Consider the following 12,774-nt stretch of genomic DNA (forward strand, 5'->3'; position numbering starts at 1 on the left):
CATGAACGCGCCCGGCGGCCGGAGGCCGGCCGTCGAGCCCGCCGAGTCCTTGCAGCGCGAGATCCGCGAGCTCGCGGCCGAGCGCGACGCCGTGCTGCTCGCGCACAACTACCAGCGCTCCGAGATCCAGGACGTGGCCGATTTCGTCGGCGACTCGCTGGGCCTCTCGCGCACCGCCGCCGCGGCCGACGCCTCCGTGATCGTCTTCGCCGGCGTGCACTTCATGGCCGAGACCGCCAAGCTGCTCGCTCCGGAGCGCACGGTGGTGCTGCCCGAGCCGCGCGCCGGCTGCCCGATGGCGGACATGATCACGGCCGCGCAAGCCCGGGCGTGGCGCGACGAGCACCCCGGCGTGCCGCTCGTGACGTACGTGAACTCCTCGGCGGAGGTCAAGGCCGTCACGGACGTCTGCTGCACGTCCGCGAACTCGGTGCAGGTCGTCCGGGCGCTCGGCGCGCCGAAGGTCCTCTTCGCGCCCGACCGCAACCTCGCGCACTGGATCTCGTCACAGGTCCCCGAGGTCGAGATCGTGCCGTGGGAGGGCTGGTGCCCGACGCACGACCAGGTCACCGCGGCCGACGTCGCCCGCGCCAAGCGCGAGCACCCGGATGCGGAGGTCATAGCGCACCCCGAGTGCCGGCCCGACGTGCTCGAGCTCGCCGACGCGGTGCTCTCCACCAGCCAGATGCTCGTGCGCGCGAGGGAGTCGCAGGCGCGCGAGTTCGTGGTGGTGACCGAGGAGGGTCTGCTCCACGGGCTGTGCAAGGCGGCGCCGGGGAAGCGCTTCCACGCTCTGGCGCGCCGGACGCTGTGCCCGAACATGAAGCTGACCACGCTGGAGAAGGTGCGCGACTCCCTGCGCGACCTCTCCCCGGCGATCGAGGTGCCCCACGAGACCGCGGAGGCGGCGCGGGCCGCCGTGGAGCGCATGGTGGCGATCGGGTGATGGCGGAGCGGGGCCGGCACGAGGACCTTCCGACGCGCCCGCCGGCCGAGCCGCCGGCTGCGGTCGCCGAGACGCTCCCGCGGGAACTCGGCCGCCGCTACCTGCTCCCGTTCGACACCGAGGAGCTGGCCGGCCACAGGTGCGACGTGCTCGTCGTCGGCTCCGGCATCGCCGGTCTCACGACCGCGCTGGCCGCCGCCGCCCGCGGCGCGTCGGTGACGCTGCTCACCAAGGCCTCGCTGGCCGAGACGGGGACGTGGTACGCCCAAGGGGGCATCGCCGGCCCCGTGGGCGAGGCCGACAGCGTGGAGCTGCACCTGGCCGATACGCTGGTGGTGGGACAGGGCCTGTGCGACTGGCGCGTCGTGCAGGCCGTCGTGGGAGAGGCGGCCGACGCGCTGGCCGACCTGCAGGCACTCGGGGTGCATTTCGACCTCGCGGCCGACGGCGGGCCCGCCCTGGCGCGAGAGGGCGGACACAGCCTCCCCCGCGTCCTGCACACCGGTGACGCCACGGGCGCCGAGGTGCAGCGCACGCTGACGGGGACACTGCGCGCCGCGAGCGGTGTCACCGTGCGGGAGCACCGCTTCCTGGTGGACGTGCTCACTGCGGGCGAACGCTGCGCCGGTGTGCTCGCGCACGACATCGGCGGCGGCCGCAACGAGGTGTACTGGGCCGACGCGGTAGTGCTGGCCACCGGCGGATGCGGGCAGGTCTTCCGCGTCACGACGAACCCGGCCATCGCCACCGGCGACGGCGTCGCGGCGGCATGGCGCGCCGGCGCCGACATCGCGGACCTCGAGTTCGTGCAGTTCCATCCCACGGCGCTGGACTCGGAGGCGGAGCCCAAGTTCCTCATCACCGAGGCGCTGCGCGGCGAGGGCGCCTACCTGCTGGACTGCGACGAGGAGCGGTTCATGACCGGCGTGCACCCGCTCGCCGAGCTCGCTCCTCGGGACGTCGTCAGCCGCGAGATGGAGCGGGTGATGGCGCGGTGCCGGCGGCCGAACGTGTGGCTGGACGCGCGGCACCTGGGCGGCGAGATGCTGAGCGAGCGCTTCCCGACGGTGTGGGAGCGATGCCGCGAGGCCGGGTACGACCTCGCGCGAGACCTGATCCCCGTCGCGCCGGCGGCGCACTACATGATCGGGGGCGTCTGGGTCGACATCGACGGGAGGACGTCGCTGCCGGGCCTGTACGCCGCCGGCGAGGTGACGGCGAGCGGCCTTCATGGAGCGAACCGGCTGGCGAGCAACTCGCTGCTGGAGGGGCTCGTCTTCTCCCGCCGCATCGTTCGGGCACTGGAGGGAGCGAGCGTGCCCGGTCCCCGCGCCTCCCGGGTCGTCTCCGGCGAGGCGGAGACGACGTCGGCGCTCGCGCTGGAGGTCGGACGCGACACCTTGAAGCGCACGATGAGCGAGTTCGTGGGCACGCGCCGTTCCGAGGGCAGCCTCGCCGAGGCGGCGGGCATCCTCGGCGGCATGGCGCGGATGCTGGCGGTCTCGCTGCGCCGCGCGGAGGAGCTCGAGTTGCAGAACATGGTCACGGTCGCGGCCCTCATCGCACACGCGGCGTGGATGCGCAGCGAGACGCGCGGCGCCCACAGTCGCCTCGACTTCCCCGAGCGCGACGACGAGCACTGGCGCGTGCGACTCATCTGGGGGCGCTCGGCGGGGCCCAAGACGGTCGCCGTGGGCGAGCACCCCGAGCCGCGACCCGCCGCCGAGCCCTGTGGCGAGGGCTGACCGGTGCACGAGGCACCCTCGGCCGACGAGCTCGTCGCCTCGGCCCTCGCCGAGGACCTCGGCGTGCCCGCCGCGTCGCTGCTCGCCGGAGGCGACCCGTCGGTGCTCGCCCGCGACGTCACCTCCTCCGCCGTCGTGCCGGCGGGCGTGCGCTTCTCCGGCGTCGTGCGCGCGCGCGAGGGGGGCGTGGTATGCGGTCTGCCGCTGGCGGCTAGCGTATACGCCATGCTGTCCCGGGCGGCCGCGTTGAGCGAGCCCGTCGAGGTGTACCCGCTGGTGGCCGAGGGGTCCGCCGTGAGGGGGGGCGAGGCGGTGGCCGAGGTCGAGGGCGAGGCGCGAGCCGTGCTCGCCGGCGAGAGGACGGCGCTCAACCTGTTGAGCACCCTGTCGGGCATAGCCACGGAGGCACGGAGGTGGGCCGATGCCGCCGGCGGCCTCACCGTCACCGACACGCGCAAGACCCTGCCGGGGCTGCGCGCGCTCTCCAAGTACGCCGTGCGCGTCGGCGGCGCAGCGAACCACAGGGCCGGCCTGCACGACATGGTGCTCGTCAAGGACAACCACTTGCGATGGGCGGGGGGCGTCGGCGAGGCCGTCCGGCGGGCGCGCGAGAACGTCCCGGGCCTGCTCGTCGAGGTCGAGGCCGACACGCTGGCACAGGCCGTGGAGGCCGTGCGCGCCGGCGCGGACCTGGTGCTGCTGGACAACATGGACGACGCCGAGCTCGCCGAGGCGGTCTCGGCGGTACGAGAGGCGGCGGCCGACGCCGGCCGCTCGGTGAGAACCGAGGCATCGGGCGGCATCACGTTCGAGCGGCTCGCCGGGATCGCCGCGACCGGCGTGGACCGGGTGTCGGCGGGCGCGATCACGCTTGCGCGGCCGCTGGACTTCGGATTGGATGAGGAAGACCGGTAGTAGCGGACGGCGCTTCCGGCGGGAGCGGGAGATGACCTTCGAGGATCCGCGTGTCGAGCACTCGTACACCCGCGCGCGCGCCGCGTGCGCCGCCGTGGCCGCGGTGCTGCCGCTGCTGCTGCTCGTGTCGTGGCTGTCCGATCCGGCCCCCCGGCCGCCGGACCCGCTGACCGTCCTCGTGATGGGTGCCGCCGGGCTCTCGCCGCTCGTGTCGGCGCCGCTGGTCACGACGATGATGCTGGCCCACGCGGCCCGGCCCTCCTCCGAAGGCGGGACGTCGGCCGGCGAGGCGGGGGACCAGCTGTTCACGATCTCGGTCGTGCGCTGCACGCTGTGGGAGCTGCCTCTGCTGCTGGGCTTCGTGCTCTACGCCATGTACGGCAGCCTCGCGCTGTACGCGCCGTTCGTGCTCGTCTCCGCCGCCGGTCTCGCCGCCTACCAGCCGAGGCGGGCGCTGTGGGAGACGTGGCTCGCCGCGATCGAGCGGGGGCGCCCCGGCGTCTCCCGCCCCGTGAGCTGAGGCGGCGTGGACCTCCCCGCCACCGGGATCCCCGTCCTGGACTGGTTCCTCGCGCTGCTCGGCGCGTACGGGTACCCGATCACCTTCGGCGCCACCGTGCTGGAGAACCTGTTCGTCATCGGCTCGGTCACCCCGGGCGAGACCATCGTGATGGCCGCGGCGTTCGTCTCCGTGCAAGCCGAGAACATGAACCCGGCGACCGTGTGGGTGATATCGGTCGTCGGCACGGTGACGGGGAGCAACGTGAGCTACCTGCTCGGAAGGCGCGGCGGGAGGCCGGCGCTGATGCGCTACGGGCATCGCTTCCATATCTCCGAGGAGCGCATCCGCGCGGCCGAGGAGTACTTCGACGTGCACGGCTCCAAGACGGTCCTGCTGTCGCGCTTCGCGGCCGGCATCAAGAACTTCGTGCCCATGATCGCCGGAGCGAGCCGCATGCGCCTGTGGGTGTTCGAGGCCTACGTGCTGCTCGGCGCCGTGATCTACACCTCGATCATGGTCGGGCTCGGCGTGCTCTTCGGCGAGAACTTCCCCCGCGCGCTGGGCCTGGCCGCTCGGCTCGGTTACGCGGGGCTGGCGCTGTTCGTGGTCGTGATCGTCTCGGCCGTGATCGCGCGGCGGCGCTACGTCGCCCGCAAGCTGCGCGAGGCGGCGGAGGTCGCCGAGCGAGCGGCCGAGGAGGTCGCCGAGGCGGTCCGCGGCGAGAGAGGCGACGACGAAGGGCGCAAGTGGTGAACACCCGCCGGGCCGTCCTCGCCGCGCTGCGCGACGCCGGGGCCTCCGGCGTCTCGGGCGAGGCGGTCGCGCGCGCGCTGGGGATGAGCCGCGCCGCGGTCGCCAAGCACGTCGCCGCGCTTCGGGCGGCCGGCTACGGGATCGAGGCCGCGCCCGGCTCGGGCTACGCCCTCACGGCGGTGCCCGACCTTCCGCTGCCCGAGGAGGTCGCCCCGCTCCTGGACTCGGCGATCTGGGCCGACCTGCGCGGCGGGGGGGAGACCGGCTCGACGAACGACGACGCCAAGGCGCTCGCAAGGGCGGGTGCGCCCGAGGGCACCGTCGTGCTGGCCGCCCGGCAGACGGCGGGACGCGGCCGCTTCGCGCGCGCGTGGTCCTCGCCGCCCGGCGGGCTGTACCTCTCGGTGGTGCTGCGGCCGCCGCTGCCGCTGCCCGAGGCCTCTCCGCTGCCGCTGGCGGTCTCGCTGGGCGTGGCGCGCGGTCTGCGATCCCTCGGCGTCCCGGCGGCGCTGAAGTGGCCGAACGACGTCGTGCTGCCCGCGGGCGGGGCCGCGCCGGGGAAGCTGGCCGGAGTGCTGCTCGAGGTCTCGGCCGAGGCCGACGCGCTCGAGTGGGTCGTCGCCGGCATCGGCGTGAACGTGCGCAGGCCGGCGGGCGGGTCGCCGTTCCCCGACGCCGCCTACGCCGAGGACGCCCTCGGCGGCGCCGCGCCTCCGCTGGCCGCGGTGGCCGCCGCCGCGCTCGACGGCGTCGGGGGCGCCTACCTGGCGTTCCTGGCCGGCGGTTTCGAGCAGCTCGCCGGCGAGTACGAGGCTCGCTGGGTGCTGGGAGGGCGGGAGGTGCGCGTCTCCGACGCGCGCGGTGGGGTCGTCGCGGAGGGGACCGCCGCGGGTGTGGACGGCTGCGGTAGGCTGATGGTCGACGGTCCGAGAGGGAGGACGAGCGTGAGCACGGGTGAGGTGACGCTTCGAGGCGGGGGAGCGCCGCGGTGAAGCCGGACTTCGCGCCGCGAGGCGTCGGCGAGATCCTGGACGGCACGCTGGCGCTGCTGCGCGCGCGCTGGCGGGCCGTGCTGGGTGCCGCGGCGATCCTGCTCCTGCCGGTGGCGGTCCTCGTCGGGACGCTCCAGTCGTTCTACATGCGCGGCTTCCTGGCGCTGATACCGGTTCTGGAGGCCGGGCCGGATCCGCCCCAGGAGCTCTTCGACCTCACCGCGCTCTCGACCGTGCAGTACGCCGCGTCGATGGCGCTGCTGCTCGTGAACGCGTTCTACGTGTCCGCGCTGATAACCGCGCTCCCGGCGCTGCTGCACGGGCGAGCGATGCGCCCCGCCGAGCTGCTGGCCGGAGGCTGGCGGCGGCTCGTCTGGTACGTGCTCGCCGGGATCACGCTCTACGTGGCGCTGGGGATGCTGTCGGCCGTGGGCCTGCTCGTCGGCGTGCTCACCCTCGGGATCGGCCTGCTGATCGCCGTGCCGCTCATCGCGTGGCTGGCCGCCAGGCTCTCGCTCGTGACCACGATCGCCGTGGCCGAGCAGGCCAACCCCTTCACGGCCTTCCGGCGCTCCTGGGCGTTGACCTCGCGGCGAGCGCTGCGCGTCGTCGGCTTCTACCTGGCCGTAGCCGTCCTGCTGCAGGTGCTGATGGCGGCGGTGAACTCCCCCTCGGTCGTGCGGCAGGTGGTCGACGTGCTGATGAACGCGCCGGCGGAGAACCCGTTCGTCGCGCTGATGCGGCCGGTGGCCCCGGGCTGGAAGCTCATGGAAGGTCTCCTGTATGGCGCGGCCGTCTCCTTGTCGGTGCCGGTCGGCACGGTGGCGTGGTACCTCTTCTACCTCGACCTGCGCTCGCGCCGCGAAGGGATGGACCTGATGGTCCGGGCCTCGGCCCTGGAGGACGAGGCGTGACACAGCGCCGCGGCCGCCGGTTCGCGGGGCTCGCCCTGGCGGCGGCGCTGACGGCCGGCTCCGCGCTCCCGACGGCGGTGGCGGCCCCCGCCGAGGGCGGTACCGCCGCCACCTCCGAGGAGTACGCGCGCCGTGTCGAGACCGCTCGCCGCGGGGTGGCCGATGTGAAGCCGGTCCCCGACGCCGAGGAGGCCGCCAAGCTCGCCGAGCGCCTCACGGCGCTGCTGCCCGACGGCGAGCGGGTGAGTGTGGGCGAGAGCGAGGTCGAGGTCGACGTGTCGGTGCTCTCCGGGCTCGCCGTCTCGCTGGCCGGCGCGTCCACGCCCTCGGCGCGCGAGCGCGAGCTGGCGCGGGTCGAGGCGCACCTCGACTCGCTCGCGCTCGCGGTGGACGGCGCGCCGTCGGCGCGCAACGTCCGCTCCGACCCGGGCGCGCTGCAGCGCCTGCTCGCCGAGCGCGGCGGGCGCCGCACGAGCACGCTGGTGCGCCGGGTCGGCGAGCTGGTCGAGCGCGCGCTCCGGTGGCTCCAGGAGCGCCTCGACGCCCTGCTGACGCCCCAGCGCGGCTCGCGCGTGGGGATCACCCTCACCACCGTCGTCACGGTGGTGCTCGTGGGGGTGCTGGCGTTCGTCGCGGTGCGCGCCGCGCTGGCCGCGCGCACCGCGATCGCGCGCCGCGGCCGGGCGGTCGCCGCGCAGGCCGAGGAGGCCGGCACGCCGGTCGTCGCGGCGGCCGAGGGGTTGCCCGCCGACGCGCTCTCCTACGCCGAGGAGCTCGCCGCCGCGGGCGAGTACCGGGCGGCGGTGCGGGCGCTCTTCGGCGGGGCCGCGAGACGCCTGGTGGAGACCGGCGTCGTGGCCCAGACGCGCACGCGGACCGACGCCGAGCTGCTGGCCGACGTCGGCCCTGCTGCTGCGGCGGCGCTCGGCCCGCTGGCCGAGTTGACGGGGCGGTTCGAGCGGGCTTGGTACGGGCATGCGGACCCCGGCGCCGCCGGGTTCGCCGACGCCCGCGAGCGCTACCGCGAGGTGCTGCGGGCGGTGGCGGCATGAGCGTGCGAGCCGACCGGACGAGCGTGACGGTGGCGGTCGTGGTCGTGGCGCTGATCGCCGCCTACGCCGCTGCGATCGTGGTCGCGAACAGGCTGTACGTGACCGGCTCGCCGTCCTCCACGTTCAGCACCGCCGACGACGGGCTGAGGACCTACTTCGACTACCTGGGCGCCTTGGGTTACGACCCGGAGGTGCTGCGCTCCTTCGACGAGCTTCCCGGCCCGCCGGCGACGATCGTCTTCGCCGCCGACACGCCGCCGGTGCAGGCGCCCACCGAGGGGGAGCGAGCGCGCGTCGCGCGCTGGGTGCGCGGCGGCGGGCGGCTCGTGCTCGCGGGGCAGTTCGCCGACGAGCTCCTCGGCGGCCTGGAGCTGGGAGGGTCGGTGCGGCATCGCGGCGAGGACGACGACGAGCTCTCTCCGCTGCTGCCCTCGGCGTACGCCGAGGGGGTGGTCTCGGTGCGGGTGGGCTCGGCGAGACTGCTGACGAGCGGGCCGGAGTGGGCCACGCACATGAAGGACCTGTCCGGCCAGGCGCTCGTCAGCGCTGCCGTCGGCGACGGTGAGGTCGTGTGGCTCTCGAGCACGTTCCCCGTGGCCAACGCCGGCATAGGCGAGGCCGACAACGCGCGCCTGGCGACGTTGCTTGCCGCGGCCGCCGAGGACGGTGAGGGCGGCGGGATCCACTTCGACGAGTACCACCACGGCTACGTGAGGGGAGGCGGGTTGCTCGACCGCCTGGGCGCCGGCGGCCGCGCCGCGCTGGTGCTCGCGCTGTCCGGCGTGGTGCTCGCGCTGCTGGCGTGGGGACGGCGGATCGGGCCGCCGGTGCCCGAGCCCGTGCGGGGGGCGGCGCGCGGCAGCGGCTACATCGCGCAGCTCGGGGAGCTCTACCGCAAGGCCGGCGCGCGCGAAGTCGCGCTCGACGAGCTCGAGGAGGGGCTGCGTCGCGCTCTGGCCCGCAGGCACGGCACGCTCGCGGCCGGCCTCGCGCACCACGCGGCGGCGCGCGAGGCGCTGGAGCTCTCGCGGCTCGTGCGCGGCGGCGGAGCCGGCACCGCCGGCGCCAGGGCGCCGGGCAAGGAAGCGTTCCTCGATGCGGCCGGTGCGATCCGCGCCGCCCGGACGGAGGTGGAGGGGATCGATGGCTGACACAGGAGCGGTGACGGGCCTCGCCGAGCGGGTACGCGGGGAGGTCGCCAAAGCGGTGGTCGGGCAGGGCGCGACCGTCGACAGCCTGCTCATCGGGCTGATCACGGGCGGACACGTGCTGCTCGAGGGGGTGCCGGGCACGGCCAAGACGCTGCTCGCCCGCGCGCTGGCCCGCTCTCTGGACGCGAGCTTCAAGCGCATCCAGTTCTCGCCCGACCTCATGCCCGCCGACGTGGTCGGCACGAACGTCTACGACGCGTCGACCGGACGGTTCCGCCTGCGACAGGGCCCGGTGTTCGCCTCCGTCGTGCTCGCCGACGAGATCAACCGCACGCCGCCGAAGACCCAGGCGGCGCTGCTGGAGGCGATGCAGGAGCGCCAGGTCACCATCGACGGCGTGAGCCACGCGCTGCCGGTCCCGTTCATGGTCGTCGCCACGCAGAACCCGGTGGAGTACGAGGGCACCTACCCGCTTCCCGAGGCGCAGCTCGACCGCTTCCAGCAGAAGGTGCTCATCGATTACCCCGACGAGGCCGAGGAGGCCGAGATCCTCCTCCGCCACCTCGGCGGCCTCGAGACCGCCGACCTCGACGTGCTCGATGTGAAGCCCGTCGCGACCGCCGCAGACGTGCTTGCCGCGCGCTCCGCCCTGGACTCGGTGACGGTGGACCCCGCCGTGCTCGACTACGTCGCGGCCATCGTGCGCGCGACACGAGAGCACGTCTCGATCGCGCTCGGCGCCTCACCCCGTGCGGGCGTCTCGCTGCTGGTGGCTTCAAAGGCGCGCGCGCTGCTCGACGGCCGGGCCTTCGTGACGCCCGACGACGTCAAGACGATGGCGCGCCCGTGCCTGCGCCACCGCCTGCTGCTGCTCCCCGAGGTCGAGGTGGAGGGCGTCGCCGCCGAGAGCGCGCTGGAGGACGTCCTGGGCTCGGTACCGGTGCCCAGGTGACCTCTCGCCGATGAGCCTCGTCCGCGACACGGCCGCCGCCCTTCGCCGCATCCACGTCACGCCGAGGACGGCGCTGCTGGCGGTCGTCCCCGTTCCGGTCGTGGTGTGGCTTCCGGGACCATGGCCCTGGGTCGCCGCCCTGTCCTGGCTCGCCGTCCTGGCCGGGCTAGCCGTGGCGGACTATCGGGCCGCGGTCCCGGCGGAACGGCTCGCGATCGGGCGCAGCCTACCGGTCAAGCTCTCCATCGGCGTGGCCAACCCCGCCACCCTCTCGATCACCAACGGCTCGCAGGAGTCCGCGCTGCTCGACGTTCGCGAGACGCCGCCGCCCGGTTTCGCGGGGGAGCGCCTGCGCCGCGGGGTACGGGTCGGGCCGATGAGGCGCGTCGAGCTCGATCTGGCGTTCACACCGCCGTCGCGCGGCTCGTTCGCCTTCGGGGATCCCGGCGTGCGCAGCTACGGGCCCCGCAGGCTCGCCGCACGCCGCTTCGACGTCCCGCTGGCCGGGCCGGCCGACGTCTACCCCGACGTCACCGCGGTGCGCGCCGCCGCGCTCGCCGCGCGCAAGGGTCAGCTGCGCGAGCTGGGGATCAAGACGTTGCGGACCTCGGGAGCGGGCACGGAGTTCGAGTCTCTGCGCGACTACGCCGACGGCGACGACTTCCGCGACATCGATTGGAAGGCCACCGCGCGGCGCGGCGCGCCGGTCGTACGCCGGTTCCAGCCCGAGCGAAGCCAGACGGTGGTGCTCGCCGTCGACACCGGCCGCATGATGCAGGGCCGCGCGGGCGCGCTCTCCAAGCTCGATCGCGCGGTCAACGCCGCGCTGCTGCTCGCGTTCATGGGCACGCGGGCAGGCGACCAGATAGGGTTGCTCGTCTTCGGCCGTGATGTGGACGCCTACCTGCCTCCCCGCCGAGGACACCGCGCCTTCCTCGCCATCCTGGACGAGCTCCATCGCGCCGAGGGGCGGCTCGAGGAGCCCGACTACGCCCGTGCGCTGCGCTACCTCGCCGCGCGCATGCCGAAGCGCTCGCTGGTCGTGCTCTTCACCGACGTCGTCGGCGCGGAGCCCTCCCGCCGGCTGCTCGACACGCTGCGCGGCCTGTTCCCGCGTCACTTGCCGCTGGTCGTGACGCAGCGCAATCGCGATATCGAAGGGCTCGCGCGCGGGCCGGTACGGACCGAGGCGGAGGCGTACCGGGCCGCCGTGGCCGAGGGGGTCCTGCGCGACAAGGCCGACGCGCTGGCCCTGCTGTCCTCGCGCGGCTCGCTCGTGCTGGACGTGCTGCCGGAGAGACTCTCGGTGGCGTCGGTCAACCGCTACCTCGAGGTGAAGGCGCGGGGGCTGCTGTAGGGGAGGGGGCGGCGGCGAGGCACGGTCGTGGCCTCGGCTACCGCTCAGCTCACCGTCTTCGCGAGCTCCGCTCCCCAGGCACGCGCCCGCTCCAGCTCCCCCTCGCGCAGGGGACCGTACTGCCCGGTCACGACGAAGCGCTCCCCCTTGCCGAGCGGATCGTATCCCTTGCTGCCCAACCCGCGGAGTATCGCCTTGGTCGATCCGCCCGGCGACCACCAGAGGCGCGTCTCGAACGCGGCCGCGCGGCCGTGCCCCTCGGGCACCTCGTCGAGCCAGGAGCGCATCGACGGGTGGGACAGGTCGGGTGGCGAGGGCGCCCTGCCCGCGCCGGTGGCGGCACCGCGCCGGCTCTGCTCGGTGGGAAGCCGGAACCCCATCACCGGGGCGCCTGCCACCACGAGGTCGGCGCCGGCGACCTCCGCGCCCGTGGCCTCGTCGGTCGGCACCGCCCGCGTCTCGGGCCCGATGCCCTCCGCTATCGCGCGGGCGACGGCGGCGGTGTTGCCCCAGAGCGACTCGTACACCACGACAGCCTTCATGGGCCCCCTCCTCGCGTCTTGAGGATATCCAACCCGAGCCGGTATCGCCTCTACGGTCTCTGGGGGATCTCGACGATCACGGACGGCTACCCGATCTTCCTGTCGAGCGGCTGCGGCGACCAGGCCTCGATGACGCTCTTCTCCACTACGATCCGGTCACCTGCCACCGTGCTCGGCAGCTCGTCCAGAGGATAGAGCTTGCAGGGGCCGCTGATCCCGGTCTGCGATTCGAGGTTGCGCTTGGTCCCGCAGGAGTCGCAGGTCAACGTCCCGTCTGCGGTGATCGTCTGGCCCTCTCCCTGACACGGCGGGCAGTAGCTGACACCCACGAGCAGCTTCCCTGAGGGCTTCACGTAGGCGAGCATGGGGAGCGCCTCGCCGCTGTCCTTCTCGTACTCGAAGACGACGATCTTGTTCGCGACGACATCCGCGGCGGGGATCGACAGCTGCTGCTCGTCCTGGGTCGCGGTCACGGGGGACATCCCCACCGACGACGTGTAGATGGTGGGCTCCGCCACCTTGGGCTCCTCGTAGCCCTCCGGGAGGAACCGCCCCAGGTACTTCAGCTCCTCCGAAGTGGCCTGCCCGCCGGTCCTTCCGCCGGAGCCACCGTTGGCGACGGCGAGCGCGATCACCGTCCCGACCACGGCGAGCGTCCCCACGATCAGCAGCGTCTTCCCGCTGCTTCTCTTGGCGGGCGCATGCGGTCCCTTGTCGGCCTCGCTGCGCTTGGTGCCCCCGGAACCCCGTTCGGTTCCCGCCTCGCTGCGCTTGGTGCCCCCGGAACCCCGCTTCTTGCCCTTCTTGGCCATTCCCGACCTCCAGTCCTGGACGAGGTGCCGTCGCTGCCAGGCGAAGAGGTCGCGGCGGGCACCCCCGTGTCGCCACCGGGACTGCTCGTCTCGTGCCATGAGGCCGTTCGCGCATCGACGAGGTGCGCTGTCCGCCCCACG

The 12,774-nt window shown here is 74.1% G+C and carries 12 protein-coding genes and 1 pseudogene; 11 read left to right on the forward strand and 2 right to left on the reverse strand.

All coding sequences use genetic code 11. The annotated features are described in order from the left end of the window. Nucleotide 1: 1 nt before the first annotated feature. From nadA to IBX62_05845, 11 genes and pseudogenes are all read left to right on the forward strand, one after another. Entirely contained in the window at nt 2-946 is a 945-nt protein-coding gene (nadA, locus tag IBX62_05795) for a quinolinate synthase NadA (protein ID MBE0476593.1), read from the forward strand. Beyond that, nucleotides 946-2,691, forward strand: a complete 1,746-nt coding sequence (gene nadB, locus IBX62_05800) for an L-aspartate oxidase (GenBank protein ID MBE0476594.1) — start codon at nt 946-948, stop codon at nt 2,689-2,691. Before nadA ends, nadB begins: the two co-directional genes overlap by 1 nt. 3 nt (nt 2,692-2,694) lie before the next feature. After that, on the forward strand, nt 2,695-3,606 hold the full coding sequence (gene nadC / locus IBX62_05805; protein ID MBE0476595.1) for a carboxylating nicotinate-nucleotide diphosphorylase: 912 nt from the start codon (nt 2,695-2,697) through the stop codon (nt 3,604-3,606). 31 nt (nt 3,607-3,637) lie between these two features. After that, nucleotides 3,638-4,126 (forward strand): hypothetical protein, encoded by a 489-nt coding sequence (locus IBX62_05810; protein ID MBE0476596.1) that lies wholly within the window; start codon nt 3,638-3,640, stop codon nt 4,124-4,126. Nucleotides 4,127-4,132: 6 nt separating this feature from the next. After that, the gene (locus tag IBX62_05815; protein MBE0476597.1) at nt 4,133-4,861 is read left to right on the forward strand and encodes a DedA family protein; all 729 of its coding nucleotides are present in this window, start codon (nt 4,133-4,135) and stop codon (nt 4,859-4,861) included. A 14-nt stretch (nt 4,862-4,875) separates the two neighbouring features. Then, nucleotides 4,876-5,853, forward strand: a pseudogene (locus tag IBX62_05820) (biotin--[acetyl-CoA-carboxylase] ligase). Continuing rightward, the gene (locus IBX62_05825; GenBank protein MBE0476598.1) at nt 5,850-6,767 is read left to right on the forward strand and encodes a hypothetical protein; all 918 of its coding nucleotides are present in this window, start codon (nt 5,850-5,852) and stop codon (nt 6,765-6,767) included. The pseudogene IBX62_05820 and the gene IBX62_05825 overlap by 4 nt, the downstream one beginning before the upstream one ends. After that, nucleotides 6,764-7,819, forward strand: coding sequence for a DUF4129 domain-containing protein (locus tag IBX62_05830; protein MBE0476599.1), 1,056 nt, complete (start codon nt 6,764-6,766; stop codon nt 7,817-7,819). Before IBX62_05825 ends, IBX62_05830 begins: the two co-directional genes overlap by 4 nt. Next, a complete protein-coding gene (locus IBX62_05835) occupies nt 7,816-8,970 on the forward strand; it encodes a DUF4350 domain-containing protein (protein ID MBE0476600.1) in 1,155 nt (384 codons plus the stop codon). Before IBX62_05830 ends, IBX62_05835 begins: the two co-directional genes overlap by 4 nt. After that, entirely contained in the window at nt 8,963-9,922 is a 960-nt protein-coding gene (locus tag IBX62_05840; GenBank protein ID MBE0476601.1) for a MoxR family ATPase, read from the forward strand. Before IBX62_05835 ends, IBX62_05840 begins: the two co-directional genes overlap by 8 nt. 10 nt (nt 9,923-9,932) lie before the next feature. Further along, nucleotides 9,933-11,279, forward strand: coding sequence for a DUF58 domain-containing protein (locus IBX62_05845; GenBank protein MBE0476602.1), 1,347 nt, complete (start codon nt 9,933-9,935; stop codon nt 11,277-11,279). A 44-nt stretch (nt 11,280-11,323) separates the two neighbouring features. Here IBX62_05845 and IBX62_05850 read toward each other — a convergent pair whose 3' ends face one another. After that, nucleotides 11,324-11,821: a flavodoxin family protein gene (locus IBX62_05850; GenBank protein ID MBE0476603.1), complete on the reverse strand. Its 498-nt coding sequence runs from the start codon at nt 11,819-11,821 to the stop codon at nt 11,324-11,326. An 86-nt stretch (nt 11,822-11,907) separates the two neighbouring features. Then, a complete protein-coding gene (locus IBX62_05855) occupies nt 11,908-12,633 on the reverse strand; it encodes a DUF2318 domain-containing protein (GenBank protein MBE0476604.1) in 726 nt (241 codons plus the stop codon). Nucleotides 12,634-12,774 lie beyond the last annotated feature (141 nt).

This window comes from Coriobacteriia bacterium, assembly GCA_014859305.1.
GTDB lineage: Bacteria > Actinomycetota > Coriobacteriia > Anaerosomatales > Kmv31 > Kmv31.